The organism is Bradyrhizobium sp. LHD-71 (assembly GCF_031157255.1).
In the GTDB taxonomy this organism is placed as follows: domain Bacteria; phylum Pseudomonadota; class Alphaproteobacteria; order Rhizobiales; family Xanthobacteraceae; genus P52-10.
Genome location: NZ_JAVIFX010000040.1, coordinates 1 through 25,441, shown reverse-complemented (window position 1 = coordinate 25,441; position 25,441 = coordinate 1). Strand labels below are relative to the sequence as shown.

The 25,441-nt window shown below is 64.1% G+C and carries 25 protein-coding genes and 1 riboswitch; of the genes, 15 read left to right on the top strand and 10 right to left on the bottom strand.

Annotated features, from left to right (window positions below):
* Positions 1 to 9: 9 nt before the first annotated feature.
* Positions 10 to 825, bottom strand: a complete 816-nt coding sequence (gene dapB / locus RCO31_RS31195; protein WP_308972243.1) for a 4-hydroxy-tetrahydrodipicolinate reductase — start codon at positions 823 to 825, stop codon at positions 10 to 12.
* 124 nt (positions 826 to 949) lie between these two features.
* Here dapB and RCO31_RS31190 point away from each other — a divergent pair, with 124 nt between their 5' ends.
* Positions 950 to 1,942 (top strand): hypothetical protein, encoded by a 993-nt coding sequence (locus RCO31_RS31190; protein WP_308972242.1) that lies wholly within the window; start codon positions 950 to 952, stop codon positions 1,940 to 1,942.
* Positions 1,943 to 1,975: 33 nt separating this feature from the next.
* On the opposite strand, the gene RCO31_RS31185 is transcribed toward RCO31_RS31190, so the two are convergent.
* From RCO31_RS31185 to dnaK, 6 genes are all read right to left on the bottom strand, one after another.
* Positions 1,976 to 2,278 carry a DUF1330 domain-containing protein gene (locus tag RCO31_RS31185; protein WP_308972241.1) on the bottom strand — a complete coding sequence of 101 codons (303 nt, stop codon included), beginning with the start codon at positions 2,276 to 2,278 and terminating at the stop codon, positions 1,976 to 1,978.
* Positions 2,279 to 2,304: 26 nt separating this feature from the next.
* On the bottom strand, positions 2,305 to 3,033 hold the full coding sequence (pyrF, locus tag RCO31_RS31180; RefSeq protein ID WP_308972240.1) for an orotidine-5'-phosphate decarboxylase: 729 nt from the start codon (positions 3,031 to 3,033) through the stop codon (positions 2,305 to 2,307).
* A 44-nt stretch (positions 3,034 to 3,077) separates the two neighbouring features.
* Positions 3,078 to 3,665, bottom strand: coding sequence for an NAD(P)H-dependent oxidoreductase (locus RCO31_RS31175; protein WP_308972239.1), 588 nt, complete (start codon positions 3,663 to 3,665; stop codon positions 3,078 to 3,080).
* Between the two features lie 64 nt (positions 3,666 to 3,729).
* Positions 3,730 to 4,332: an rRNA adenine N-6-methyltransferase family protein gene (locus RCO31_RS31170; RefSeq protein ID WP_308972238.1), complete on the bottom strand. Its 603-nt coding sequence runs from the start codon at positions 4,330 to 4,332 to the stop codon at positions 3,730 to 3,732.
* Between the two features lie 93 nt (positions 4,333 to 4,425).
* The gene (gene dnaJ / locus RCO31_RS31165; protein WP_308972237.1) at positions 4,426 to 5,550 is read right to left on the bottom strand and encodes a molecular chaperone DnaJ; all 1,125 of its coding nucleotides are present in this window, start codon (positions 5,548 to 5,550) and stop codon (positions 4,426 to 4,428) included.
* Between the two features lie 135 nt (positions 5,551 to 5,685).
* Positions 5,686 to 7,599 (bottom strand): molecular chaperone DnaK, encoded by a 1,914-nt coding sequence (dnaK, locus tag RCO31_RS31160; protein WP_308972236.1) that lies wholly within the window; start codon positions 7,597 to 7,599, stop codon positions 5,686 to 5,688.
* Positions 7,600 to 7,902: 303 nt separating this feature from the next.
* Between dnaK and RCO31_RS31155 the strand changes: the two genes are divergently transcribed.
* The gene (locus tag RCO31_RS31155) at positions 7,903 to 8,856 is read left to right on the top strand and encodes a hypothetical protein (protein WP_308972235.1); all 954 of its coding nucleotides are present in this window, start codon (positions 7,903 to 7,905) and stop codon (positions 8,854 to 8,856) included.
* Between the two features lie 26 nt (positions 8,857 to 8,882).
* On the opposite strand, the gene grpE is transcribed toward RCO31_RS31155, so the two are convergent.
* On the bottom strand, positions 8,883 to 9,530 hold the full coding sequence (grpE, locus tag RCO31_RS31150) for a nucleotide exchange factor GrpE (protein WP_308972234.1): 648 nt from the start codon (positions 9,528 to 9,530) through the stop codon (positions 8,883 to 8,885).
* Positions 9,531 to 9,622: 92 nt separating this feature from the next.
* Positions 9,623 to 10,726, bottom strand: coding sequence for a heat-inducible transcriptional repressor HrcA (gene hrcA, locus RCO31_RS31145; RefSeq protein ID WP_308972276.1), 1,104 nt, complete (start codon positions 10,724 to 10,726; stop codon positions 9,623 to 9,625).
* Positions 10,727 to 10,859: 133 nt separating this feature from the next.
* On the opposite strand from hrcA, the gene rph reads away from it, so the two are divergent.
* From rph to hemW, 3 genes are read left to right on the top strand one after another with little or no spacing between them, the layout of a single operon-like run.
* A complete protein-coding gene (rph, locus tag RCO31_RS31140; RefSeq protein ID WP_308972233.1) occupies positions 10,860 to 11,573 on the top strand; it encodes a ribonuclease PH in 714 nt (237 codons plus the stop codon).
* A 25-nt stretch (positions 11,574 to 11,598) separates the two neighbouring features.
* Positions 11,599 to 12,240 carry an RdgB/HAM1 family non-canonical purine NTP pyrophosphatase gene (rdgB, locus tag RCO31_RS31135; RefSeq protein ID WP_308972232.1) on the top strand — a complete coding sequence of 214 codons (642 nt, stop codon included), beginning with the start codon at positions 11,599 to 11,601 and terminating at the stop codon, positions 12,238 to 12,240.
* Positions 12,227 to 13,384: a radical SAM family heme chaperone HemW gene (hemW, locus tag RCO31_RS31130; RefSeq protein WP_308972231.1), complete on the top strand. Its 1,158-nt coding sequence runs from the start codon at positions 12,227 to 12,229 to the stop codon at positions 13,382 to 13,384. Before rdgB ends, hemW begins: the two co-directional genes overlap by 14 nt.
* A gap of 33 nt (positions 13,385 to 13,417) precedes the next feature.
* On the opposite strand, the gene RCO31_RS31125 is transcribed toward hemW, so the two are convergent.
* Positions 13,418 to 14,629: a penicillin-binding protein activator gene (locus tag RCO31_RS31125; protein WP_308972230.1), complete on the bottom strand. Its 1,212-nt coding sequence runs from the start codon at positions 14,627 to 14,629 to the stop codon at positions 13,418 to 13,420.
* A gap of 208 nt (positions 14,630 to 14,837) precedes the next feature.
* Between RCO31_RS31125 and rsmI the strand changes: the two genes are divergently transcribed.
* The 10 genes from rsmI (at position 14,838) to RCO31_RS31075 (ending at position 25,326) form a co-directional block, all read left to right on the top strand.
* Positions 14,838 to 15,785 carry a 16S rRNA (cytidine(1402)-2'-O)-methyltransferase gene (rsmI, locus tag RCO31_RS31120; protein WP_308972229.1) on the top strand — a complete coding sequence of 316 codons (948 nt, stop codon included), beginning with the start codon at positions 14,838 to 14,840 and terminating at the stop codon, positions 15,783 to 15,785.
* On the top strand, positions 15,772 to 16,191 hold the full coding sequence (locus RCO31_RS31115) for a YraN family protein (protein ID WP_308972228.1): 420 nt from the start codon (positions 15,772 to 15,774) through the stop codon (positions 16,189 to 16,191). Before rsmI ends, RCO31_RS31115 begins: the two co-directional genes overlap by 14 nt.
* A 92-nt stretch (positions 16,192 to 16,283) precedes the next feature.
* Positions 16,284 to 17,225 (top strand): glutathione synthase, encoded by a 942-nt coding sequence (gene gshB / locus RCO31_RS31110; protein WP_308972227.1) that lies wholly within the window; start codon positions 16,284 to 16,286, stop codon positions 17,223 to 17,225.
* 75 nt (positions 17,226 to 17,300) lie between these two features.
* Positions 17,301 to 18,179, top strand: a complete 879-nt coding sequence (locus RCO31_RS31105; protein WP_308972226.1) for a hypothetical protein — start codon at positions 17,301 to 17,303, stop codon at positions 18,177 to 18,179.
* 68 nt (positions 18,180 to 18,247) lie between these two features.
* Positions 18,248 to 19,786, top strand: a complete 1,539-nt coding sequence (locus RCO31_RS31100) for a YifB family Mg chelatase-like AAA ATPase (RefSeq protein WP_308972225.1) — start codon at positions 18,248 to 18,250, stop codon at positions 19,784 to 19,786.
* A 106-nt stretch (positions 19,787 to 19,892) separates the two neighbouring features.
* Positions 19,893 to 19,973, top strand: a riboswitch (ZMP/ZTP riboswitch).
* Between the two features lie 18 nt (positions 19,974 to 19,991).
* Positions 19,992 to 20,750 carry a coenzyme F420-0:L-glutamate ligase gene (locus RCO31_RS31095; protein WP_374991558.1) on the top strand — a complete coding sequence of 253 codons (759 nt, stop codon included), beginning with the start codon at positions 19,992 to 19,994 and terminating at the stop codon, positions 20,748 to 20,750.
* Between the two features lie 4 nt (positions 20,751 to 20,754).
* Positions 20,755 to 21,252, top strand: a complete 498-nt coding sequence (locus RCO31_RS31090) for a GNAT family N-acetyltransferase (protein WP_308972223.1) — start codon at positions 20,755 to 20,757, stop codon at positions 21,250 to 21,252.
* 173 nt (positions 21,253 to 21,425) lie between these two features.
* Positions 21,426 to 21,872, top strand: coding sequence for a hypothetical protein (locus RCO31_RS31085; RefSeq protein ID WP_308972222.1), 447 nt, complete (start codon positions 21,426 to 21,428; stop codon positions 21,870 to 21,872).
* A 134-nt stretch (positions 21,873 to 22,006) separates the two neighbouring features.
* Positions 22,007 to 24,238, top strand: a complete 2,232-nt coding sequence (locus RCO31_RS31080; RefSeq protein WP_308972221.1) for a response regulator — start codon at positions 22,007 to 22,009, stop codon at positions 24,236 to 24,238.
* A 131-nt stretch (positions 24,239 to 24,369) separates the two neighbouring features.
* The gene (locus RCO31_RS31075; protein ID WP_308972220.1) at positions 24,370 to 25,326 is read left to right on the top strand and encodes a GNAT family N-acyltransferase; all 957 of its coding nucleotides are present in this window, start codon (positions 24,370 to 24,372) and stop codon (positions 25,324 to 25,326) included.
* Positions 25,327 to 25,441: the final 115 nt, after the last annotated feature.

Below are 25,441 nucleotides of genomic sequence, written 5' to 3'. Positions count from 1 at the left end.
ATGCGACCTTTAGAAGTCGCCGAGGCCGAGCACGTCGGCCATGGTGTAGAAGCCGGGCTTCTGGTTGCGCGCCCACAGTGCGGCCTTCACCGCACCGGTAGCGAACAGCGCGCGGTCACCGGCCTTGTGGCTGAGCTCAATCCGCTCGTCGGCGCCGGCGAAGATCACCGTGTGATCGCCGACCACCGTGCCGCCGCGCAGCGTGGCGAAACCGATGTCGCCCGGTCGTCGCTCGCCCGTATACCCGTCACGCACCCGCACCGAACGCTCGCTCAAGCGCACGCCGCGCCCCTTCGCCGCCGCTTCGCCGAGCATAAGCGCCGTGCCGGACGGCGCATCGATCTTCATCTTGTGGTGCATTTCCAGCACCTCGATATCGAAATCCTCGTCCAGTGACTTCGCCACGCGCTTGACCAGCGCCGCGAGCAGGTTGACGCCGAGGCTCATGTTGCCGGATTTCACGACGATGGCGCGGGAGGTGACCGAGCGGATCACCGCTTCGTCGGATTCCGACAACCCGGTCGTGCCGATCACATGCACGATCCCGCGCTGCGCCGCGATGGCGACGTTGGCGATGGACGCCGCCGGCACGGTGAAATCGATCACGCCGTCAGCGTCTTTTGAAAGTTCCCAAAGATCTGCGGACAATGCGATACCGTTGGCCGGGAGCCCGGCGAGCACGCCAGCATCCTGTCCGAGCAAAGCCGAACCCGGCGCCTCCAGCGCGCCGGTGAGCACCGCGCCCTTCGTCTGCGAAATAGTCTTCACCAGCGTACGGCCCATACGGCCGCCGGCACCGGCCACGATCAAGCGCATGTCGGACATGTCTTCCGTCCTCCGCAATCCGTGCGGTATAGCTGCGCTTGTCGCGCGCGGCAACTCACCGTGCCGCGGAACGTCAAGCGACGGTCACGATTCCCTGCCATTTTAATTATTTCGGAGGTTGCCGATGCTCTGTCGCCTGGCCACGCTTGCGATCGCACTGATGGCGGCGCCGGCCTTGACCACGGAAGCATGGGCCGCGGAAACCGTCGGTGGAGACAGAGCGTTCTCTTTCGTCGCGCTGGGCGACATGCCCTATAAGCTCCCCGGTGATATTTCGAAGTTCGACAGGCTGATCGCCGCAGTCAACAGCCTCAAGCCCGCATTCACGATCCATGTCGGCGACATCAAAGCCGGCGGCACGCCCTGCACGGATGCGGAGTTGCAGCGCGCGCTCGACCAGATCCAGACCTTCGAGGGGCCACTCATCTACACGCCCGGCGACAACGAGTGGACCGATTGCCATCGGCCAGAGGCTGGCGCGTTCGATCCGCGCGAGCGACTGGCAAAGCTGCGCACGATGTTCTTTCCGGAGCCCGGACGATCGCTCGGCAAGGCGCCGATGACGGTCGAAAGCCAGGCGCAGATCATGACGACTTACGCAAGCCATGTGGAAAATGCGCGCTTCAGCAAGAACGACGTGCATTTCATCAGTGTGCATGCCGTCGGTTCGAACAACGGCTTCGAAGCGCAGGACCCGGCCGCAGCGACTGAGTTCTTCGCGCGCGATGCCGCCAATGTCGTGTGGATCGATGACGGCTTCAGGCAGGCGCAAGAGACCAACGCAAAGGCGATAGTCATCTTCATGCAGGCGGAGTTCGACCAGGCGCGCTTTCCGAACGGCGCGATGCCGCGCCAATCCGGCTTCGCCAGGATCCTCGACGCGATCGACCGGGGCGCGCGCGCCTTCGGCAAGCCAGTGCTGGTGATCAACGGCGACGAGCACTTCATCGAGCTCAAACCGATGCGCAACAGTCGCGGCAAGCCAATTCCGAACGTGATGAAGCTGATGGTGTACGGCGAAGACGACATCCACGCCGTTCGCATCATCGTCGACCCGGATTCGCCCGGCGTGTTCGGCTACGTGCCGCTGATCGTGCCGGAGAATCTCGGACGGTAGTTGTCGCCCCTCGCCCTTTCAGGGCCGGGCACCTTAAGGCTGCGGCCCATCATAGCCTTCGATGACGACGATGTCGGCGGTTGAATGCGGTGCGCGGATCGCGACCAGCTTCTGGTATTCCGGCGAGTTGTAGCAGGCGAGCGCAGTGGCGTAGTCCTTGAACTCGAGCACGACGTTTCGCGAACGTGATGTGCCCTCCCGCGTCTCAAACTGTCCGCCGCGGACAAGGAAGCGGGCGCCATACTTCCGGAACACTTCGCCGTTCGCCTCGACATAGCCCCTGTAGCCATCCATGTTGTGGATGTCGACGCGTCCGATCCAATAGCCCTTCGCCATCTTGCCCTCCGTTGAAGGTCGACCCGCTACTTGCGCTCCGTTTTGCTCGATTGGCGCGCTGAAGCGATGTCGGCCACGATCTGCTCGGCGACCGCGACCGGATCGGCCGCACCGGTGACCGGTCGACCGACCACGAGATGATCGGCGCCGGCGGCAATTGCCAAAGCGGGCGTCATGATCCGCTTCTGGTCTCCGACCGCGGCGCCTGCCGGTCGAATGCCGGGCGTGACCAGGCTCATCTGCGGGCCGACAAGCGCGCGAACATTCACCACTTCTTCGGGCGACAGGACGAGCCCGTGAATGCCTGCCTCCTTCGCCTGCACCGCCCGGCGGGCGACCAGGTCCTTCACGCTGAACGCGTATCCGGCGGCGGCAAGGTCGGCGTCGTCGTAGGACGTCATGACCGTCACAGCGAGCAGCTTCAATTCCGACCCGGCAACGCCTGCCAGTGCGGCTGTCATGCTCTGCGGATAGGCATGCACCGTCAGGAAGCTCGCACCGAGTTTGGCAATCTGCCGGGTGGCGCGTTCCACCGTGTTCGGAATGTCGTGCAGCTTCAGATCGATGAAGACCTTCTTGCCGTCCCCCACAAGCCGCTCGACCAGCGTGAGGCCGCCGGCATACGTCAGTTCCATGCCGATCTTATAGAACGACACACTGTCGCCAAGCCGCGCGACGATAGCTTCGGCCTCGGCAAGCGAGGGCAGATCGAGCGCGACTATCAGGCAGTCGCGCGGGCTGATGTCTTCGCTCATCCCGCCTCTCTGTTGCGTGCGCGCGCGCGCCTGGTTCGATGCAATCATATCCCCCTCGTCATCTGCTGCGCCACGTCGATCAGCTGCATCACCATCGCCCGCAATGTATCGGCGTCTGCCTTGTGCTTCAGCCGCTCCGCATCGTCATAGGCGTGGTCGGCGAACGACAGCGCCAGCTGATTGGGAATGACGGTGGCACGGCAGCCGGAGAGGATCAGCCGCAGCGCGGCCAGACAGCGCGAACCACCGAGCCGTCCTTCTGATGCCGAGGCGATTGCGAATGCACGCTCGCGAAACACCTGTCCCTGCGTCCGTCCGCGATCCTCGACCCGGGTAACCCAGTCGATGGCATTCTTCACGAGCGGCGGCAGTGAGGAGTTGTATTCGGGCGTGACGAACACGATGCCATGATGCGCGCTCATCATGCGTTCGAGGTTGACGGCGCTCTTCGGCACGCCCGACTTCACCTCCAGATCGCCGTCATAGATCGGCAGTGAATAGTCCGCGAGCGACAACCGCGTCACGTCGACATTGGCGACTGCAAATTCCTTGGCGATCACCGCCGCGAGCCGCGCGTTGAGCGAGCCGGTCCGGAGTGAACCGGGAATGATCAGGATTTTGACTGTGGCCATCAGCTCGTCGAAAGAGTTGCCGCGGACTTGAATCAACCGACCGCGCCTCTATCGCACAACTCGGCTATCCCTTGCGATAGACCCAGACCCGCGCAGGCGGAATATTCAACCAGATCCGCTCCGACGCGCGCGTCGAGACTCCCGGAAGGGATTTCGGGATCGGCGGAGCGACGGAGTAGGTGAACTGGATGAACGGGGCACCCGGATGGGAAAGCGCCAGCGCCTCGCGCAGGAGCTTCACGCGCTGGCGCATCGGTTTGGTCACGAGCGGCAGGCCGGAGACGACGGCCGAGGCCGGAATGGCCAGTGTCTGCCACAGCGATTCGCGCAGCGAATAGGCGTCGCCCTGGACAATTGTGGCCGTGGGGAAACGGTCACGCAGAAGCGCGCAGAATCCGGGGTTGTATTCAACCAGCACGAGCTGGGATGGATCGACGCCACGTTCGATCAGCGCATTGGTGATGGCGCCGGTGCCGGGGCCGAGCTCGACGATGGGACCGGGTGCGTTCGGGTTGACGAACTGCGCCATGGTGCGGGCGAGCACTTTGCTGGAGGGCATGACAGCCCCCACATGCAGCGGCTTTTCAATCCACGAGCGGAGAAAGCGGACCTCGTCGTCAAGACGCGGAGGCTTCTTTTGGACGCGCAGGGAGGACTGCAAAGGCATTTCGCTACCGAACGGGTGTCACGGACCCGTCATAGACGTATAGAGCAATAGGAAACCGGTCAAGCAAATGAGTCGGCGCTGGAACGGCACGTCTCAAGCGCGCGCGCCGAAGAAGTCCTTGACGCGGGCGAAGAAACCTTCGGCTTCCGGCTGAGTCTCGTCGGACGAAAGCTTCTCGAATTCCGCCAGCAACTCCTTCTGTTTTTTCGTCAAGTTCTGTGGGGTTTCGACTACAACCTGGACGTACATATCGCCGACCTGGCGCGAGCGCAGCACTGGCATGCCCTTTGACGCAATGCGGAATCGGCGACCGGACTGCGTTCCTGCCGGCACCTTCACTTTGCTCTTGGTGCGCTCGATCGTCGGCACGTCGAACTCACCACCGAGCGCCGCGGTCACCATCGAGACCGGCACACGGCAATGCAGATCGGCACCGTCGCGCTGGAAGAAATCATGCGGCGAGAGCGACAGGAAGATATACAGATCGCCCGGCGGCCCGCCGCGCACGCCTGCCTCGCCTTCGCCGGCAAGCCGGATGCGCGTGCCGTCCTCGACGCCGGCAGGAATGTTCACTGATAGCGAGCGCTCGCGCAGGACCCGCCCAGAGCCCGAGCACGCGGTGCACGGATCTTCGATCGTCTGGCCGCGGCCGTGGCAGCCCGGGCAGGTGCGTTCGACCTGGAAGAAGCCTTGTGCCTGACGGATCCGGCCGACACCGCCGCACATCGCGCAGGCCTTCGGTTTCGAGCCAGCTTTCGCGCCTGTGCCCGAGCACGCCTCGCACGTGACCGATGTCGGAATGTGCACTTGCGCGGTCTTGCCCGAGAATGCCTCCTCGAGCGTGATCTCCATATTGTAGCGGAGGTCCGCACCGCGCTCGCGCCCGCCGGAACGCCGGCCGCTCGCCATCCCGAAGATGCCTTCGAAGATATCGCTGAACGCCGAGCCGAAATCGTTGCCGAAGCCATGCGCACCGCCGCCCATGCCCTGCTCGAAGGCTGCATGACCGAAGCGGTCATAGGCCGCGCGCTTGTGCGGGTCCTTCAGGACCTCATAGGCCTCGTTGATTTCCTTGAAGCGGATTTCACTGGTCTGGTCGCCCGGATTCTTGTCCGGGTGCCATTTCATCGCAAGCTTGCGGAAAGCGGTCTTCAGGACTGAATCGTCCGCAGAACGCTCAACTTCCAGCGTCTCGTAGTAGCAGCGCTTGGTGGACATCCGTCAAACCCGCCCGGTCCTCATCTGCATCCCAAGGGGCATTTCTTGAACGAACGCGTGCTCAAGATGCAGTCCTCAGCTTAAGAATGACCCCTCGTCCCATCTCAAGGATGAGGGGTCATCGTCTCCTTAAACTTACGCAGACTTCTTGTTGTTCTTGTCGTCGTCGACCTCGGTGAACTCCGCGTCGACAACATCGTCCTTCTTTTCACCTCCGCCGGGCGCAGCACCTTCGGCCTCGGCCTGCTGCTGCTTGTACATCGCTTCGCCAAGCTTCATCGAAGCCTGCGCCAGCGTGTTGGTCTTGGCCTTGATCGCCTCTGCATCGTCGCCCTTCAGCGCTTCCTTCAGGTCGCCGACGGCGTCCTCGATCGCGCGGCGATCGCTCTCGCCGACCTTCGAACCGTGTTCGGCGAGCGCCTTCTCGGTCGAATGCACCAACGCATCGGCGTGGTTCTTCGCCTCGACGGCTTCCTTCCGCTTCTTGTCGTCGGCGGCATGCGCTTCGGCATCCTTGACCATCTTGTCGATGTCGCCCTCCGACAAACCGCCCGACGCCTGAATGCGGATCTGCTGCTCCTTGCCGGTCGCCTTGTCTTTCGCCGATACGTTGACGATGCCGTTGGCGTCGATGTCGAACGTCACCTCGATCTGCGGCATGCCGCGCGGCGCGGGCGGGATGCCCATCAGGTCGAACTGGCCGAGGATCTTGTTGTCGGCCGCCATCTCGCGTTCGCCCTGGAAGACGCGGATGGTGACGGCGTTCTGGTTGTCTTCGGCCGTCGAGAACACCTGACTCTTCTTGGTCGGAATGGTCGTGTTGCGATCAATGATGCGGGTGAAGACGCCACCCAGCGTCTCGATGCCGAGCGACAGCGGTGTCACGTCGAGCAGCAGCACGTCCTTGACGTCGCCCTGCAGCACGCCCGCCTGGATCGCAGCGCCGATCGCCACGACCTCGTCCGGATTGACGCCCTTGTGGGGCTCCTTGCCGAAGAACTGCTTCACCACTTCTTGGATCTTCGGCATGCGCGTCATGCCACCGACCAGGACAACTTCGGTGATCTCACCGGCCGAGAGGCCGGCATCCTTCAGCGCCTTGCGGCACGGCTCGATGGTCTTGTCGACGAGATCCTGCACCAGCGCCTCGAACTTGGCGCGGGTCAGCTTCATCGTCAGATGCTTCGGACCCGACTGGTCGGCCGTGATGAACGGCAGATTGATTTCGGTCTGCGTCGTGGACGACAGTTCGATCTTGGCCTTTTCCGCAGCTTCCTTCAGCCGCTGCAGGGCAAGCTTGTCGTTGCGCAGGTTGATGCCCTGCTCTTTCTGGAATTCATCCGCCAGGTAGCCGACCAGGCGCATGTCGAAATCTTCGCCGCCCAGGAAGGTATCGCCGTTGGTGGACTTCACCTCGAAGACGCCGTCGCCGATCTCGAGAATCGAAACGTCGAACGTGCCGCCGCCAAGATCGTACACGGCGATGGTGCCAGCCTTGGCCTTGTCGAGACCATAAGCGAGCGCGGCCGCGGTCGGCTCATTGATGATGCGCAGGACTTCAAGGCCCGCGATCTTGCCCGCGTCCTTGGTCGCCTGGCGCTGCGCGTCGTTGAAGTAGGCGGGCACCGTGATGACGGCCTGATCGACCTTCTGGCCGAGATGGGCTTCCGCCGTCTCCTTCATCTTCTGCAGAATGAACGCGGAAATCTGCGAGGGCGAGTAGGTCTTGCCGTCGGCCTCGACCCACGCGTCGCCGTTGCTGGCCTTGACGATCTTATAGGGAACGAGCTGCTTGTCCTTTTCGACCATCGGGTCGTCGTAGCGGCGGCCGATCAGGCGCTTCACTGCGAAGAACGTCTTTTCCGGATTGGTGACGGCCTGGCGCTTGGCCGGCTGGCCGACGAGGCGCTCGCCATCATCGGTGAAAGCGACGATCGAAGGTGTCGTCCGTACGCCTTCGGAGTTCTCAATCACTTTCGGCGTTTTGCCGTCCATAACAGCAACACACGAATTCGTGGTGCCGAGATCGATACCAATGACCTTTCCCATGGTCTTCTAACCCTTTCTCTGCGGCGAGCCAGCCGGGCCCAGACCGGCACCCGAGCAGGGTCGCGGGCCATGTGCCCAATTCGACCCAATCCGGCTCCCAAATGCATTGCGCCCCAATCTCTTGGGACGTTCGCCGGAGATATAAGAGAGCCGCACCGGGCCGCAAGAGATTTGGTCACGAATCCGCGACCACGCTTTCATGATTCTGCCAGGCCGGGTAAGGGGAAGGAGGCTTCCCGCCTCCCTCGCCAGCGACAACGTCACAACATCAAACGGCCCAAAAGCGGACCCAGAAGACCTCCCATGCGCATCGGACCGACTGCCTTGCGATCCATTCTGGCCGCACCGCTGGCTCTTCTGATCCTTGCAGGAAGCGCCTTCGCCAGCGACGTCGTTTATCCGCCGGGCTCACGGATCGGCCTTGTGCCGCTGGACGGCATCGTTCCGCTGAAGAACGGCGCCGGCTTTGAAAACCCCGACAACAATCTGAGCGTCACTTTGCGTGAAATGCCGCCTTCGGCCTTCGACGCGATCGACACGGCGATGAGGGAGCGCAAGCCCCTGCCGACGGCCATGGAGGACGCGCAGGCCTTCGAGACGGCCGCAGGCAGGGCCTATCTCAGCCGCGCCGGCGGGCCGAACAGCGGACCGAACAACGGCCGGGTGGCGATCATCGTTTCCGATGGACGAATCGCCGGATACATCTCCGTGGACGTGCCGGAGGCCGCGGCCAAAGCTTATCCCGATCATGCAATTCGGCGGATGCTGGCATCGACGATGCTGCGCGCGGAGGTCCCCGCCGAAGAGCAACTCGAGCTGCTGCCGTTTAAGGTTTCCGACCTTTCGGGGTTCAAGAATGTGCGCACCCTGGTGCCGGGACAGGCCGTCATGCTGCTCGACGGCGACGAGGAGGGCGCGCTGTCGGGGGCGCCTTACGTGTTGATTTCGGTTGCACGCGTGTCGGCCGACCAGCCGGATGGACGCGAGCGGCTTGCGCGGCAGCTTGCGACAACGATCCCGGGGCTCCGCGAGGGGCGGATCACGAATTCCGAACCGATGCGCATCGGCGGGGCCGCCGGCCACGAAATACGCGTCGAGGGAACCAGCATCAAGGACGACAAACCGGTGACCGTCGTGCAATGGCTGCGCTTCGGCGGCGGCGCCACGTTGCGTATCATCGCCGCCTCGGCGCGCAAGGAGTGGCCGCAGATGTTCACGCGCTTCCGTGCGGTGCGCGACGGCATCGACCGCCGCTAACGCGGCATCCTGAAAAATTCAGAACGTCAGGCCGCGTTATCCGAATCAGGCGAAGCCGGCTGCGGCGCTGGCGCCGGCTTTGCGCCGCCCTTCGACACGCCCACAAGCGCTGGGCGCAACACGCGCTCGCCGATGAGGTAACCGGCCTGCACCACCTGCACCACCGTGCCGGCAGGCACCGATGGATCGGGGACTTCGTACATCGCCTGCTGAAAATTCGGATCGAACCGTTCGCCCGTGGGATCGAACTTCTTTACGCCGTTCTTCTCCAGCGTGTTGAGCAGCGAGCGTTCGGTGAGCTCGACGCCTTCGATCAGGGCCTTCAGGCCCGGGTCGGCCGCAGCCTTCGCTTCAGCGGGAACGGCATCGAGGGCTCGCTGCAAATTGTCGGCGATATCGAGCACGTCACGCGCGAACGCCGTGATACCGTAGGCGCGCGCATCCGATATCTCACGCGACGTCCGCTTGCGAAGGTTCTCCATCTCGGCGAGCGTGCGCAGCATCCGGTCACGGGTTTCGCCGAGTTCCTTGTTAAGAAGTTCCTTGGCGACCGCTTCCGCCGAGCCCTCTTCCGGTTCATCAGGCATGATATAGGGCTTGGACACCTTCGGCTCGTTGTCCTGCGCCGCGGTCTCCCGGCCCTCTTTTGGCTTCTGCCCGTTGCTATCGCTCATTCCGCAAACCTTATGCTGCAAACGTGTGCCGCAAATTGTGTCAGGCGGCATATCGGTGCTTTGTCCCGGAAAATCAAGGCATTTTGATTTGGTTACCCGCCGAGCATCTGGCTGACGATGCGCGCGGCATAGTCCACCGTCGGGATCACCCGTGCATAATTCAGCCGGGTCGGACCGATGACGCCGAGCACGCCGACGATGTGACCGGCGTTGTCGCGATAGGGCGCGACGATGGTCGAGGACCCCGACAGCGAGAACAGCTTGTTCTCCGAACCGATGAAGATGCGTACGCCTTCGGCGCGCTCGGCGCGACCCAGAAGGTCGATGACGCCGCGCTTGGCCTCCAGATCGTCGAACAACAACCGCACCCGCTCAAGGTCTTCCATGGCGTGCAGATCATCGAGCAGGTTCGCATGCCCGCGCACGATCAGCTGTCGGTCGTCGCTCTCGCCACCGGACCAGCTTGCCAGCCCCGCCGAGATCACCTTCTGCGTGAGCTGGTCGAGTTCGTGACGGCTCGCAGCCATCGCCTGCTCGAGTTCCGCGCGCGCTTCGGCGAGTGTGCGACCTCTGATCCGTGCGTTGAGGAAGTTCGAGGCTTCGGTGAGCGCCGACATCGGCACACCGGGCGGCAACGGCAAGACGCGGTTCTCGATCTGGCCGTCTTCAGCCACCAGAACCGCCAATGCACGTTCCGGCTCAAGCCGCACAAACTCGATGTGCTTCAACCGCACGTTCGACTTCGCTGTCAGCACGACGGCCGCCGCGCGCGTGAGGCCCGACAGTCGCGTCATGGCCTCGCTGAGCGCAGCCTCGACCGATTGCGCACGGCCGACCGACGCGAGCTGCGTCTGGATCGATTGCCGTTCGTCCTCCGTCAGGTCGCCGACCTGCATCAGCGCATCGACAAAGAAACGCAAGCCAAGCTCGGTCGGCAGGCGGCCCGCCGACGTGTGCGGCGCATAGATCAGCCCGAGCTGTTCGAGATCCGACATGACGTTGCGCACCGACGCGGGCGACAGCGGCAGCGTGATCAGGCGCGAAACATTGCGTGAGCCGACCGGCTCGCCGGTCGCGAGGTAGCTCTCGACGATCTGCCGGAAAATATCCCGCGAGCGCTCGTTGAGTTCGGCTAACCCTGCGTGCAACGTGCTCAGGTGGGCGTTCGGATCGCTTCCAGCCAAGTTGACCTCCATTCCGACGCCAGAATTGTCCATCTTGGGGGGTAGTTTCAAGCAGGTTGCCCCGCAAGCGGTTCCAAGCCCTTGCCGCGCCGGTAGGGCGCGCCTAAAAGCACCGGCAACAATCATCGATTGCGGAGACCAGCCTATGCGGCCAAGCCGCCGTGCACCCGACGAATTGCGCGCCGTCACGCTCGAGCGCGGCGTCGTCAAATATGCCGAAGGCTCCTGCCTCGTGAAATTCGGCGACACCCACGTGCTGGTGACGGCGACGCTGGAGGATCGGCTGCCGCCATGGCTGAAAGGCCAGGGACGCGGCTGGGTCACCGCCGAATACGGCATGCTCCCGCGTGCAACGCTCGAGCGGACGCGGCGCGAGGCCTCGGCCGGCAAGCAGAGCGGCCGCACGGTGGAGATCCAGCGGCTGATCGGCCGGGCGCTGCGCACGACGGTCGATCTGGTGGCCCTCGGCGAGCGGCAGATCACCGTCGATTGCGACGTGCTGCAGGCGGATGGCGGAACGCGCACCGCGTCGATCACCGGCGCTTGGGTCGCGTTGGCCGACTGCCTGAACTGGATGAAGGCACGCAACATGGTGAAAGGAACCGTGCTGCGCGACCATGTCGCTGCGGTCTCCTGCGGAATCTACAACGGTACGCCGGTGCTGGATCTCGACTATGCCGAAGACTCGGAGGCCGAGACCGACGCAAACTTCGTCATGACCGGCGACGGCCGGATTATCGAGGTGCAGGGCACCGCCGAGCGGACGCCGTTCTCGTCGGACGAGTTCCTCGCACTGATGGCGCTGGCGAAAAAGGGCATCGGCCGGCTCTGCGACCTGCAGAAGATGGCCGTTGCTTGACGTCCGAATCTGATAGAAAGCCCAAATGAATTCGCACCGCCGAATCGAGGGCCGGCTCGTGATCGCGACCCACAACCCCGGCAAGCTGACGGAAATGCGCGACCTGCTCGCGCCGTACGGCATCGAAGCGATTTCGGCAGGCGAGCTCGGGCTGGGCGAGCCGGACGAGACCGGCACGACGTTTCAAGCCAATGCGCGGATCAAGGCCGAGGCCGCCGCCCAAGCTGCAAAGCTTCCGGCGTTCGCCGATGATTCGGGCCTCGCAATTGATGCCCTGGGCGGGCAGCCGGGCATCCATTCCGCGCGCTGGGCAGGCCCTGCGAAGGACTTCAATGCGGCGATGGCCCGCATCGAGCGCCTGCTACAGGAGCGCGGTGCAACCGAGCCGGCACGGCGGGGTGCACATTTCGTATCCGCGCTATGTGTCGCCTGGCCGGACGGACATTGCGAGGAGGTCGAGGCGCGGGCTGACGGCACATGGGTCTGGCCGCCACGCGGGACGGCCGGTTTCGGTTACGACCCGGCCTTTCTGCCGAACGGTCACGCGCGAACGTTCGGCGAGATGACCGCCGACGAAAAGCATGGGCTGCCGCCGCTGGGTATGGGGCTGTCGCACCGCGCCCGCGCATTCGTGAAGCTGGCGGAGAGATGCCTTGTCCGCAGCTGACGCGAGCGCCTTCGGTGTTTACGTGCACTGGCCCTTCTGCCTGTCGAAGTGCCCGTACTGCGATTTCAACAGCCATGTGCGGCACGCGGCAATCGACGAGGAGCGTTTCGCCCGCGCCTTTGCCCGCGAGATAGCGACGACGGCAGAGCGGACCCCCGGCCGCACCGTCTCCTCGATCTTTCTCGGCGGCGGAACGCCCTCGCTGATGCAGCCACAGACCGTGGGTGCCGTGCTCGACGCAATCGGCAGGAACTGGCGTGTCGCCCGCGACGTCGAGGTGACGCTGGAAGCCAATCCCACCAGCGTCGAGGCCACACGCTTCCACGGCTACCGCGCAGCCGGAGTCAATCGCGTGTCGCTCGGCGTGCAGGCGCTCGATGATGTGTCGCTGAAAGCGCTCGGCCGCATGCACAGCGCGCGCGAAGCGCTTGACGCGGTCGCGATCGCGCGCAGCGCTTTCGATCGTTACTCGTTCGACCTGATCTACGCCCGGCCGGGCCAGACCGTGGACGGCTGGACCCGAGAACTGCGGCGCGCGATCGCCGAGGCGGCCGAGCATCTTTCGCTTTATCAGCTCACCATCGAGCCGGAGACGCCGTTCGCCGGCCTGCATGCCGCCGGCAAGCTGGTGATTCCCGACGACACGAACGCACGCGCACTCTACGACGTGACGCAGGAGATCTGCGCGACGGCGGGACTTCCCGCCTACGAAATATCCAATCACGCGCGCCCGGGCGCGGAATGCCGACATAATCTCGTCTATTGGCGCGGCGACGAGTATGCGGGCGTCGGTCCCGGTGCGCATGGCCGCATCGACGTCGGCGGGACGCGCCGGGCGACCGCGACTGAAAAAAGGCCCGAGACCTGGTTGATGCGCGTGGAGCAGCTCGGGCATGGCGTGGTTATCGATGATGCGCTGACGCACGAAGAGCGGGCTGACGAATACCTGCTGATGGGCTTGCGGTTGCGCGAAGGGATCGACCCCGAGCGCTATCGCACGCTTGCCGGACGCGCGCTGGATCAGGACCGGATCGAGTTGCTGCGCAATGAAGGCGCCATCACCGTGGACGGTGACGGCCGGCTGCGCGTCACGCAAGAGGGATTTCCGGTACTCGACGCTGTCGTCGCCGATCTGGCGGCGTAGATCACCAGCTTTCTTTCGTAAACGAAGGTCCGCCTAGACGCCGAAGCTCCGCGGCGCCGCGGCGGCGACCTGCGCGCCACTCGTTCCCACACGCATGATGGCGAGTCCGCGCTCGTTGGTGCCGTCGGCCTTGAAGCGGAACAGTCCGTCGATGCCAGCGAACCCCGACGGGTTTTGCAGCACCTCCGCCGAGAAGCGCTGAGGCCCTTGTGTCTTCGCAAGCGCTGCAACGAGTGCGACCGAGTCGTAGGCAAGGGTCGCAGTGCGCACCGGGTCCTGGCCATATTTCGCCCGATAGCGTCCCGCAAATGCGCGGAAGCCGGCGGGATCAGGCGCGGCATAGAGACCGCCTTGCAAGGCAGGATTGGAGAACACGCGCGGATTGTCCCAGAGTCCCGTGCCGTAGAGCTGAACATTGCGCAGGTTTGCGCCGGCGCCCGTGAGCGAATCTGTCAGGCCCGCGAGCGCATCGCCATCGTCGGCCAACAGCAGCGCATCAGCTTGCGGCAGGGCCTGCGCGATGTTGCGCGCCGAGTTCTGCATCTGCGCGCGGTCGGCACCGTAGCGCTCGAAGGCGACGATGCGCGCTCCACGGCGCGGCGCGGCCTGCTTGAACGCCGCCTCCACGACATTGCCGTAAGCGTTCTCGGGAAGCATCGCGGCGAACGATCGCTTACCTGTGCTCGCTGCGTAAGCGACGATGCGGTCGACATCGGTCTCCGGCAGGAAGCTCAGGAGATAGACGCCGCGGCCCGCGACGCTCGAGTCCGTAGAGAACGCAATCACCGAAATGTTGCGGCTGCGGGCAGCCTGCGCCGCGCCGGGCACGGCCACACCGAACAGCGGCCCAAGGATGATCTCCGCACCTTCGTCGATCGCCTGCTGGGCAGCTTGCTGCGCGCCTTGTGGACTGCTCGCATCGTCCTTCACCAGGAGCTGCACATTCGGGTTCTGGAATTCGATGAGCGCCAGTTCGGCGGCATTGCGCATCGACTGCGCCGCCACGCCGGCGTTGCCGCCACCCGACAATGGCAGGATCAGGCCAACGCGGATCGAGCCTGTGCCGACCGCGGTTGGCTGCTGCGGCGGGCCGGCGGGGGCCGGCGGCTGGCCCGAGCTGGTGAAATTTGAAATCGCCGACTGCACACCAGCACAGCCGGCCGCAGGTGCCGCGAGGATCAACCCGAGGGCTGCGCGGCGAGTGGCCCCTACACGCTGGGGCAGCAACATTAACGGATTTGCCATCGCGGCTCTTTCGCTGGACCGGACTTGCCTGCCCGGTTTCCGGTCGTGGTTGAGCAGGACCATCTGGATACCAATTCAGGCATATTGTCGTCCAATGATTAACCAGGCCGCAAGCATTGTGGCAGACGTCCCGTATCGGAACAGTTTGGACCGGAATTCGCGTCGTGGCGCCATGACGTTCGCCGCCGTGCCCGCTAGATTGGACCGCATGCGCGCCAAGCCGACCTCACAGCCTGCCTCCCTCCCCCCGAATGAACGGTTGCGGACGTTCACCATTGCGGGGACGACCGTGCCGGCTTCCCGCCCCTCGCCGGGCCTTTACCTTGTCGCGACGCCGATCGGGAACCTCGGCGACATCACTCTGCGCGCTCTCGAAACCCTCGCCGGGGCCGACGTGATCGCCTGCGAGGACTCCCGCGTCACACGTCGCCTGCTCGACAGGTTTCTGATCGCAACGCCGCTTGTGCCATATCACGAGCACAATGCGCCAACCGCAAGGCCGAAACTGCTGGAACGGCTGGCGCAAGGCGCGACGGTCGCTCTTGTATCGGATGCAGGTACGCCGCTGATTTCCGATCCCGGCTTCAAGCTGGTCCGCGATGCCGCGGCTGCTGGTCACGCGGTCACGCCGATTCCCGGCGCTTCCGCGTTGCTGGCAGCGCTCACCGTCGCCGGCCTGCCGACCGATCGCTTTTACTTCGAAGGATTTCTGCCGCCAAAGGAAGGGGCGCGCCGCGCTCGGATCAAGGACCTGGCGACGATCGATGCCACCCTCGTCCTGTTCGAAGGCGGCTCGCGTATCGCCGACACGCTGCGCGATCTCGCTGATGTCATGAGCGAGCGCCAGGCTGCGGTCTGCCGCGAGCTGACGAAACTTCATGAGGACGTTCGCCGCGCGCCGCTCAGCGCGCTCGCAGCCGAAGCCGATCACCACGAAACACGCGGTGAATTCGTCATCGTCGTCGGTCCGCCGGATGCAGACTCGCAGCGGCTGAGCACGGACGAGATCGACGACATTCTGAAGGAAGCGATGAAGAGCCGGAGCGTCAAGGACGCGGTCGCGCATGCTGTCGAACTGTCGGGCCGGCCCAGGCGCGAGGTGTATGCGCGTGCGCTGGATCTTGCGAAGCGAAGCTCAGACGATGAAGAAAGCTGACGTCCCGCAGCCCCTGAAACCTGATGCGGCGCGCGAGGCCGCACCCGAACGGATAGCGGCTTTTCAGAGCGGCCTGTCGGCCGAGAGCCGCTGCGCCGCGTGGCTGATCGCCAAGGGCTATCGGATCGTGGCCCGACGGTTTCGCTCGCGCACGGGCGAGATCGACATCATCGCACGCCGGCGCGGGATCATCGCATTCATCGAGGTCAAGGCGCGTGCAACCCTGGACGACGCAGCCTACGCCATCACGCCGTACCAGCAGCAACGAATCATCGCCACCGCGGAAGCCTGGCTCGCCACCCGTCCGCAATACGACAAGCACGAGCTGCGTTTCGACGCCATGCTGGTCGTTCCGGGTCGCCTGCCGCGCCATCTGGTTGCGGCATTCGATGCGACGAAACCGTGACCGAGATGCTGCCCACCGCAATTACGGCTGGAAAGATGGCGACAGATCGCCCAGATTGCCTCCGCACCTTCATGTCCTAGCGTGGAAATCCGATGAGCCTGAAAGTCGCCGTCCAGATGGATCCGATCGCCCGCATCAACATCCGCGGCGATTCCACCTTTGCGATGCTGCTGGAGGCGCAGAAGCGTGGCCATGCCGTCAGCTACTACACGCCGGACCGTCTGGCGCAGCGCGGCCGCGAGGTCTTCGCCACCGTGCAGCCGCTCAGCGTACGTGACACCGACGGCGATCATTTCACGCTGGGTGATGCGAAACGTGAGAACCTCGCGGCGTTTGACGTGATCCTGCTGCGGCAGGATCCGCCGTTCGACATGGCCTACATCACAACCACGCACATGCTCGAGCGAATCCATCCGAAGACGCTCGTCGTCAACGATCCGGCGCATGTGCGCAACGCGCCCGAAAAGGTGCTGGTGATGGAGTTTTCCGACCTGATGCCGCCGACCCTGATCTCGCGCGACCTCGACGAGATCAAGGCCTTTCGCGCCGAGCACGGCGATGTCGTGATGAAGCCGCTCTACGGCCACGGCGGCGGCGCCGTGTTCCGCATCACCGCTGACGATCTCAATTTCGGCTCGCTCTATGACATGTTCTCCGTCACCTTCCGCGAGCCGTGGGTCACCCAGCGCTTCCTTCCGGCTGTGAAGCACGGCGACAAACGCATCATGCTGGTGGACGGCGAGTTTGCCGGCGCTGTCAACCGCGTGCCGGCCTCGGATGATCTGCGCTCCAACATGGTGCGCGGCGGCGCGGCGCAATCCACCGATCTGACGCCGCGCGAGCGGGAAATCTGCGAACGGATCGGGCCGACGCTGCGCCAGCGCGGCCTGCTGCTGGTCGGCATCGACGTCATCGACGGCAATCTCACCGAAATCAACGTCACATCGCCAACCGGAATTCGCGCGATCGCACGGCTCGGCGGTCCCGATATCGCCGCCAAGGTCTGGGATTGCATCGAGGCCAAGCGGCGCTGAAAAGGCTTTTGCCGATTAACGCTGCGGTTACTACAGGCCGATACTGTGTTTTGACCGGCAGATCGGACCGGTGTCATGGCCATTTGGCCTGAAGAAGAATTCGGCCAGGCCAAAGCAATGGCGATCGAAGTTTTCCAGGGCGGATCGATTCCCCGCGAGCTTTCGAGTGGGGCAATGGAATTCCTGTGGGCGAAATGGAAGGCGCTGAACGCCACCAACAGCCTTTCGTTGCAGCGCCTCACCGAAGAATCGAGCCATCCGCTGCGCGGCCATTCGACCTACATGCTCTCGGCCGGCGACGATTTCGTCTACATGTATATGGGCGACGCCGTGCGGGCCGCGGTCGGCATCGATCTCACCGGCCGGCTGCTGTCGACGTCGGACAATGCAGTTGCCCGCGATCTTCTCGCGGCCTACCGCCACGCTGCGAAAATGCTGGCGCCGTCGTTTGTGCGGTTCAGCAGTTCGCGCAACGGCCAGCAGGTCTGGCAGGGGCTCGTGCTGCCCATCAAGCTGGCGCCCGGCACGGTGCTTCTCGTCTGCTATTCGGAGTTGATCAACCGACAGTCGGAAGTGTGCGAGCACCTCTTCCAGGTGTCGCCCGAGGCAATGCTGATTGCATCGCCGATCACCGACGAGATGGGCGAGGTGACGGACGGCTGGGTCGTCATGATGAACGATGCGGCCCGTGATTTTTTGGATTTTCGCGACAGCATCGGCAATCTCAGATTGAAGAACCTGCCGAAGCTCCGCGGGTTGGAGCTGTGTTTCCGGCTGCATCCACCGGTCGTTGCCGGAACGGTGGGCACGGCCCACGCCGAGGACTGCAGCGCCCAAATCATTCGCTTTGCGCAGGTCTTCGCGCTGCGGCTGGCCGGGCGGGTCGCCGGCGCCCGCTCGGCGCCTGAGGTTCTCGAGACGGCGCCGCCGCTCATTCCGGCGCCGGCCGGCTGATCTGTTCTCTTAATGTTCTTGTCTCGGGAACTTTTCCGCGCTAGCATTCTGCCTGGAATGAGGGCGGGATGGTACAGCGCGTCTCCACGGTTGCGTTCGAAGGCATCGAGGCGCGCGCTGTCGACGTCCAGGTCCAGGTCGCTCCTGGTTTGCCACGCTTCAACATTGTGGGGCTGCCCGATAAGGCCGTCTCCGAAGCGCGCGAGCGGGTGCGCTCGGCGCTAGTCACCTCCGGGCTCGCCCTTCCCGCGCGCCGCATCACCGTCAATCTTGCGCCGGCGGACCTGCCGAAGGAAGGCAGCCACTACGACTTGCCAATCGCGCTCGGCCTGATGGCTGCGATCGGCGCGATCCCGCCCGATGCACTCAACGGCTTCACCGTCCTGGGCGAGCTTGGCCTCGACGGGTCGATCGCCCGGGTGGCGGGGGTGTTGCCGGCCGCGATTGCCGCCAACGGCCGCGACGAGGGACTGATCTGTCCTGCCGCCTGCGGCTCCGAGGCCGCCTGGGCAAGCCCGGACATTCCGGTCATCGCCGCCGCCTCGCTGATCCAGCTCGCGAATCATTTCAAGGGCACGCAGGTGCTGTCGCGGCCGAAGCCCGAGATCCGCGAGATCGAAGCGAGCTCGCTCGACCTGCGGGACATCAAGGGTCAGGAAAGCGCCAAACGCGCGCTGGAGATCGCCGCCGCCGGCGGCCACCACCTGATGATGGTTGGCGCGCCAGGCGCCGGCAAGTCGATGCTGGCTGCGCGGCTACCATCGATCCTGCCGCCGTTGTCGCCTGCCGAACTGCTCGAAATCTCGATGATCGCCTCAGTCGCCGGCGAACTTGACGGTGGCGCGCTGACCAACCGGCGCCCGTTCCGCAGTCCGCATCATTCAGCAAGCATGGCTGCACTCACCGGTGGGGGAATTCGCGCAAAGCCCGGCGAAATCTCGCTCGCTCATAACGGCGTGCTGTTTCTCGACGAACTGCCGGAGTTCGAGCCGCGGGTGATCGACGCGCTGCGCCAGCCGCTGGAAAACGGTGAGGTCTCGGTCTCGCGCGCCAATCACCGCGTCACCTACCCGGCGCGCTTCATGCTGGTGGCGGCGATGAATCCGTGCCGCTGCGGTCATGCCAGCGATCCGGGATATCTCTGCAAGCGCGCGCGCAATGATCGCTGCATCGCCGATTATCAGGCGCGCATCTCCGGTCCGCTGATCGATCGTATCGACCTGCGCATCGAGGTCGCCGCAGTCACCGCAGCCGATCTGATTCTGCCGCCACCAACTGAAGGCTCGGCCGAGGTCGCAGCCCGCGTGGCAGCGGCGCGTGCCGTTCAGACGCGGCGCTACGCCCAGCTCGGCATGCCGCAGATCCGCACCAATTCCGAGGCGCCCGCGGCGTTGCTGGAGGAGGTGGCGAAGCCGGACACTGCCGGCCTCAAGCTTCTCCGCGACGCCGCCGAAACGATGCGGCTGTCGGCCCGCGGCTATCATCGCGTGCTGCGTGTGGCGCGAACGCTCGCCGACCTCGACAAAGCGGATCGGGTCGGACGACTGCATCTTGCCGAAGCGCTCTCGTATCGCGCACTGGCCGACGGCGGCTTGCAGGCCGCGTGAAAATTGTGACGCGCGCTGAGGGATTTTGCGTGCTGCACTGAAGGCCAGGGCCTTTCTCGTCCTCGACCTATTTCTGTTGCCAACAACCTGACAATGTGTCGAAGTTCAGTAGCTGCGTAACTGGCGATAAAGGTGGACCACCACCGGGAAGCGCGGCCTTGGACCGCCGCTCGCCTGGGCATTCTCAAACAAGGAGGATGCCATCATGCCAGCCGGAACGACACTTATTCCGATTCGTACACGGCCGTTGCTCCCGCCAAGGGACGACCTCTGGGAGGCACTCACTCCGGCATTGCCGGTTCTCCAGGAGGGAGATGTCGTGGCGATCACCTCAAAGATCGTCGCCATCGCACAGGGCCGTTGTATCCCTGTGGAGGCGGTTCTCGACAAGGAGCAATTGGTTGAAGCCGAGGCGGATGCCTGGATTTCCAGGGCCTCGTCAAAATACGGCATTACGCTCGCCATCAAGGGCGGCACATTGGTCGCGAGCGCAGGGATCGACGCCAGCAATGCAAAGGAACACTACGTGCTTTGGCCCAAGGCCCCTTGGGCAGCCGCACGCGAAATCGGCGAACGCCTGACGGCCAGTAGTGGAGTCGCTCGCTTGGGAGTGATTCTGACCGACAGTCACTGCATCCCGCTCCGCCGTGGGACAGTTGGAATCTCGATCGGCAGCTATGGCTTTGAGCCGCTCCGCGACTATCGCGGCTCACCCGACATATTCGGTCGCCCGCTTGAGGTGACTGTTTCCAATCTAGCAGACGCAATGGCTGCGGCCGCCGTGGGACTAATGGGTGAGGGCGCGGAGTGCCTCCCCGTCGTGGTGCTGCGGAACTGGCCCGGCCTTGTATTCTCCGACGCCGACCACCGCGAAGACCTCATCATTCCGCCCGAGGAGGATATCTTCGCTCCGCTATTGAAAGCCTTCGGGGCACCAGCCCTCGCCTCGATGCGAGGGGAATAGTGGAATGGATCGGACACAGATACGCTGGGGAACGGATCACGACTCCGAAGCTGCTTGCAGCATCTGGCGCGAGTCATGCGCCTGGCTAGAGTCGATTGGCCAACCGCTCTGGCGCCCGGAACAGTTCGCCGATGGCGCCGTGCAGGCGATTCTAGATTCCGGCAGACTCGTTGTTGGACTCTCGGAGGACCACGTCGTCGCCTGCATGATGACGGCAGATGTCGATCCAGAAATTTGGCCGGAAACGCCGGCTGGCATTGCGCTCTACGTGCACAAGCTTGCTGTACTGCGATCATCAGCGGGCCAAAATTGGTCCCGAGCGATGTTAGACTGGGCGAGTGCGGCCGCCAAAGCAGCACGTTTGCAGGCAGTGCGGCTCGATTGTGCGCCGCGGCCTCCGCTCCTGCGCCTCTATACCGAGTGCGGTTTTGCCGTAGTCGACGAAGGGGCCATTCAGATCGGCGGCTTTCTCATCGTACGCCTTGAAAGACTCGTCCTCTGACGCGCAGCGGGCAGTAGAACGGAACGGCCGCCGAGGCTCGCGGCCGGCGTAAGGCGACAACCCTCTTAAAAGCCATTCGCTCCATAAAGCATCCGGTAACGACTTTCCTTTACGCTTTGCGAACCATAAGTGCGGGTCGCTGTGGGCCCGATCCGAGTCATGTGGTGCGTACCATGTTGCGTTTCGGGATTTTGTCGTCCGTTGTCCCGCTCATTCTCGCTGGCGGTGGCATCGTCCATGACTGGACTGCGGTCGCGACCCAATCCTGCACGGCCGCGGGAATCAGCGCAGCATCCATTCGCCCCGTCACCTTCACCACCGACCCGTCACTTGCCACCGTGAAGGTGCAGGTCATCGATGGGGCGGACCTGGCGGATTTGGCGATCGCCGACGATGTCGATACGGCGGAGGCCGAGGGCTGCGGCATCAGCGACCTCGCCCGGCATGTCACGATCGGCTCGCATCCGCTTCCCGGCGAGCCGATCATTCACCTGTCGCGCGACGGTGCGGCCGATTATCGAATCTACGTCGATTCGACGAAGATTACGCTGCGGCAGGCGGCGGCCTTGGTCGTCAGCGCGCACGGCGGGCATGCGCGGTTCGCGGCAGCGACGTTCTGACCGAACACAGCTGCGCGTTAAGATTTCCTCAACCTTGTTTGCAACGGATCGGTTTCCGCCAGTTCCTCCTCAAACACTTCGCAATAGGCCTGCATGATGTTGGCCAGGTTTTTCTCTCCCCAGGATGCAAGCGCATGACGCCGGGCCTTCGCGTGAGGTTGCTGCTGCGCCGCTTCGCCCGCAGATATCCGCGCCTGAATTCGGCCATCCGCGCCGCCTTCTATTTTTCCATCGCTTTCGGCGCCGCATTCGGATTCATCGCCGGCGCCCGCGCGCAGGATTACGACCCGCAGGCCTTCGCGGTTGGCATGAGCTTCCTGTTCGCCGTCGCCTGCGCTGCGCTCGCGATCCAGAACATGCGTTTACGCTGGGTGCGCCGGCAGGCGCGCAACATCAAGGCGCACAGCGAGGCGCTGGCCGATCGGAACTGGGAGTTACAGGAGGCTGAGGAGCGCGCGAGGCACCTGTTCGAAGTGCAAGGCGATTTCGTCGTTCGAAGAGACGATCAGGGCCGGATCACGTTTGTGAACGACGCCTTCTGTCAGCTCGTCGGCGTTCCGCGCGGGCTGCTGATCGGCAGCGAATTCCAGATTGCTGCCATAGAGCAAGCCCCTGCCGCAAAAGAAGCAAACGGCACGCGCGTGTACGACCAGAAGGTCGACAGCCAGCTCGGCTGCCGCTGGATCGCCTGGCGCGAGACGCTCGTTCGTCTCGACGCCAATTCACCGGCGGAGCTGCAATGCGTCGGTCGCGACGTGACCGACCGCGCCGAGACCGAGCGCGCGCTGGCGCACGCGCGCGACCAGGCCAACGCCGCAAATCACGCCAAGTCGCGCTTCCTTGCGATGGCCTCACACGAAATCCGCACGCCATTGAATGGCATCATCGGCATGAGCGGCCTTCTCCTCGATTCGCCTCTTCCGCCGGAGCAAGCCACCTATGCGCGGGCCATCAAGACGTCCGGTGATGCGCTGCTCGCCCTGATCGAAGAGATCCTCGATTTCTCAAAGATCGAAGCAGGTCGTCTCGATCTCGAGAGCCGGCCCTTCCCGCTACGGCCGCTGATCGAAGAAATCGTCGAACTTCTCGCGCCACGGGCACAGGCCAAGCAGCTCGAGCTCGCCGCCTATGTCGACGACCAGTTGCCGACAATCGTCAATGGTGATGTGGCGCGAGTTCGACAGGTGCTGCTCAACCTCGTGGGCAACGCCATCAAGTTCACCTCCGAGGGCGGCGCAGCGCTGATCGTGCAGCCGGGCACGTGGCCCGACGAGATTGAGTTCCTGATCCGCGACACCGGTATCGGCATCGCACACGATGCACAGGAGCGCATCTTTGGCGAGTTTGAGCAGGCGGACGACCGGACAGGACGGACCTTCGGCGGCACCGGGCTCGGCTTGAGCATCAGCGAGCGCATCGTCCGCCGCATGGGCGGCCGGATCGCACTCGAGAGCGCGCCGAACGCTGGCGCAACCTTTACCGTATCGTTGCCGCTCGCCACGGTCGCGAGCGCATCTGCAGCCCTCGCTGTGCCCGACCTGCGCGGACGGTCGATCATGCTGGTGTCGTCGCAGGCGATCGAGGCATCGCTGATCGCCCGCCGCCTCGGCGAATGGGGGGCGCAAACCTGCGTGCTGACGGATGTGGACGCCGCGCTCGCACTGCTTCCCGAGCGGATGTGGGATGCCGTGCTCGTCGACCATGCGCTGGCGGTGGGGGATGTGCGGCAGATCGGCAGCACGGCGCAACAGCATGCGAGCCGCATCATCATCATGATCGCGCCTGCGGATCGCCATGAGCTGGAAGCTTTGAAGCCGCTCGGCTATGGCGATTACCTGGTCAAGCCCTTGCGCCCGGCATCACTCGCGGCCCGTTTGGGCGCGGAGCATTCCTCTCTCTCGATCGTGTCTGACGCCGTGGCCACTGTTCCGACCGGACCGGCAGAACGCAAACCCGACAGGTCGCTGTCCGTGCTGATCGCTGAAGACAACGAGATCAACGCACTGCTGACACGATCTCTGCTCGCCCGCCTTGGTCACCGCGCCGTCGTCGCGACCGACGGCGCAATGGCGGTGGAATCATGGATCGCCGCGGAAACTGCGGGCACCCCTTACGATGCGATCCTGATGGACCTGCAGATGCCGGAGCTGGACGGTCTGGAGGCGACCAGACGCATCCGGTTGCGCGAAGCGGAGCGCCACGGCCGGCGTACACCCGTGCTGGCTTTGACCGCAAACACCGTCTTCGACGACCGCGATGCCTGTTTCGAGGCAGGCATGGACGGTTACCTCATCAAGCCGCTCGACCGCGACCAGCTTGCGGACGCCCTCGCCGGCATCGCGCCGGCGACCCACGTCGCGGCCTGATGGTTTAAGGCTGTCATCGATCCCTGCACGTCCTGTCACAATTTCGTAGATAGTCCATGCTTATTCGCTCGTTGCGGAACCGATTTGCCAGTGCCGTAGGCACGGCGGCGGTGACCGCTACAGGGGATTCCATGCAAAATCTCGATCCGGTCGGCGCACCGCTCCGCTTGATGGAACGGCTGAAGCCATTCGCCGTGATCGAACCAGCAGCCTGGCTCAAGCCGACGTGGCAGGCCGCAAGCAGCATCCTTCTGCCGCAGCCGCGGCCTGCATCCGTGCTTGGCCGCATCGGCCCGCTGGAGGTCCGGCTGGCCGCAACGCGCAAAGACATCCGGCGCGCGCAAAAATTGCGCTACAAGATATTCTATCGCGATGGTTCAGCCATTGCCGACGCAGCGACACTGCTGGCGCGACGCGACAAGGATGCGTTCGACCGGATCTGCGACCATGTGTTGGTGATCGACCATGCTGCTGCACACCCGATGAAGGCGCGGCTGCGGCGCAAGCCTCCCGTCGTCGGCACCTACCGGCTGCTGTCTCAGGAGGTCGCAGCGCGCCATGGCGGCTTTTACACCGAGAACGAATTCGATATCGCCAGCCTGATGGAGCGGCACTCCGCGTTGCGCTTTCTCGAGCTCGGCCGCTCCTGCGTCCTGCCGAAATATCGCAACAAGCGGACCGTCGAGCTCCTGTGGCATGGCGTTTGGAGTTATGTTCGGCAAAACAGGTTCGATGTGATGATCGGCTGCGCGAGCCTCGAAGGCACCGATCCGGATCGCTTACGGCTGCCGCTTTCGTTCCTGCACCACTTCGCCAGCGCGCCCGAGGACTGGCGTACGACGGCGCTGCCGCATCGTCACATCGATATGAACCGCCTGCCGAAAGAGGCGATCAACCCGCGCACGGCGCTGCGCGAATTGCCGCCGCTAATCAAGGGCTACCTGCGGCTCGGCGCGTTCGTCGGCGACGGCGCGGTGATCGATTATCAGTTCGGCACGACCGACGTGCTGATGATCATGCCTGTGTCGGCAATCAGCGCCCGCTACATCGAGCATTTCGGTGCCGATGCCACACGGCACGCGGCCTAGTGTCCCGAATCCGAAGTTCGCTATACTTTGCAGCGAGCTCAGAGCGAACTTCGGATTCGATCAGGACACTAGCAAGTTTATGATTCTAGTGTCGTTTATGGATCAGAAATTCGCA

Excerpts from the sequence above, each read along its gene's own strand:
- RCO31_RS31095 (WP_374991558.1), top strand. The coding sequence starts at position 19,992 with ATGCCAGCCGGAACGACACTTATTCCGATTCGTACACGGCCGTTGCTC.
- RCO31_RS31185 (WP_308972241.1), bottom strand. The coding sequence starts at position 2,278 with ATGGCGAAGGGCTATTGGATCGGACGCGTCGACATCCACAACATGGAT.
- dnaJ (WP_308972237.1), bottom strand. The coding sequence starts at position 5,550 with ATGTCCACCAAGCGCTGCTACTACGAGACGCTGGAAGTTGAGCGTTCT.
- RCO31_RS31090 (WP_308972223.1), top strand. The coding sequence starts at position 20,755 with ATGGATCGGACACAGATACGCTGGGGAACGGATCACGACTCCGAAGCT.
- RCO31_RS31155 (WP_308972235.1), top strand. The coding sequence starts at position 7,903 with ATGCGCATCGGACCGACTGCCTTGCGATCCATTCTGGCCGCACCGCTG.
- grpE (WP_308972234.1), bottom strand. The coding sequence starts at position 9,530 with ATGAGCGATAGCAACGGGCAGAAGCCAAAAGAGGGCCGGGAGACCGCG.
- pyrF (WP_308972240.1), bottom strand. The coding sequence starts at position 3,033 with ATGAGCGAAGACATCAGCCCGCGCGACTGCCTGATAGTCGCGCTCGAT.
- gshB (WP_308972227.1), top strand. The coding sequence starts at position 16,284 with ATGAGCCTGAAAGTCGCCGTCCAGATGGATCCGATCGCCCGCATCAAC.
- hrcA (WP_308972276.1), bottom strand. The coding sequence starts at position 10,726 with ATGGAGGTCAACTTGGCTGGAAGCGATCCGAACGCCCACCTGAGCACG.
- RCO31_RS31125 (WP_308972230.1), bottom strand. The coding sequence starts at position 14,629 with ATGGCAAATCCGTTAATGTTGCTGCCCCAGCGTGTAGGGGCCACTCGC.
- RCO31_RS31080 (WP_308972221.1), top strand. The coding sequence starts at position 22,007 with ATGACGCCGGGCCTTCGCGTGAGGTTGCTGCTGCGCCGCTTCGCCCGC.
- RCO31_RS31100 (WP_308972225.1), top strand. The coding sequence starts at position 18,248 with ATGGTACAGCGCGTCTCCACGGTTGCGTTCGAAGGCATCGAGGCGCGC.
- RCO31_RS31105 (WP_308972226.1), top strand. The coding sequence starts at position 17,301 with ATGGCCATTTGGCCTGAAGAAGAATTCGGCCAGGCCAAAGCAATGGCG.
- RCO31_RS31175 (WP_308972239.1), bottom strand. The coding sequence starts at position 3,665 with ATGGCCACAGTCAAAATCCTGATCATTCCCGGTTCACTCCGGACCGGC.
- RCO31_RS31115 (WP_308972228.1), top strand. The coding sequence starts at position 15,772 with ATGAAGAAAGCTGACGTCCCGCAGCCCCTGAAACCTGATGCGGCGCGC.
- RCO31_RS31170 (WP_308972238.1), bottom strand. The coding sequence starts at position 4,332 with ATGCCTTTGCAGTCCTCCCTGCGCGTCCAAAAGAAGCCTCCGCGTCTT.
- rsmI (WP_308972229.1), top strand. The coding sequence starts at position 14,838 with ATGCGCGCCAAGCCGACCTCACAGCCTGCCTCCCTCCCCCCGAATGAA.
- RCO31_RS31190 (WP_308972242.1), top strand. The coding sequence starts at position 950 with ATGCTCTGTCGCCTGGCCACGCTTGCGATCGCACTGATGGCGGCGCCG.
- RCO31_RS31075 (WP_308972220.1), top strand. The coding sequence starts at position 24,370 with ATGCAAAATCTCGATCCGGTCGGCGCACCGCTCCGCTTGATGGAACGG.
- dapB (WP_308972243.1), bottom strand. The coding sequence starts at position 825 with ATGTCCGACATGCGCTTGATCGTGGCCGGTGCCGGCGGCCGTATGGGC.
- rdgB (WP_308972232.1), top strand. The coding sequence starts at position 11,599 with ATGAATTCGCACCGCCGAATCGAGGGCCGGCTCGTGATCGCGACCCAC.
- dnaK (WP_308972236.1), bottom strand. The coding sequence starts at position 7,599 with ATGGGAAAGGTCATTGGTATCGATCTCGGCACCACGAATTCGTGTGTT.
- RCO31_RS31085 (WP_308972222.1), top strand. The coding sequence starts at position 21,426 with ATGTTGCGTTTCGGGATTTTGTCGTCCGTTGTCCCGCTCATTCTCGCT.
- rph (WP_308972233.1), top strand. The coding sequence starts at position 10,860 with ATGCGGCCAAGCCGCCGTGCACCCGACGAATTGCGCGCCGTCACGCTC.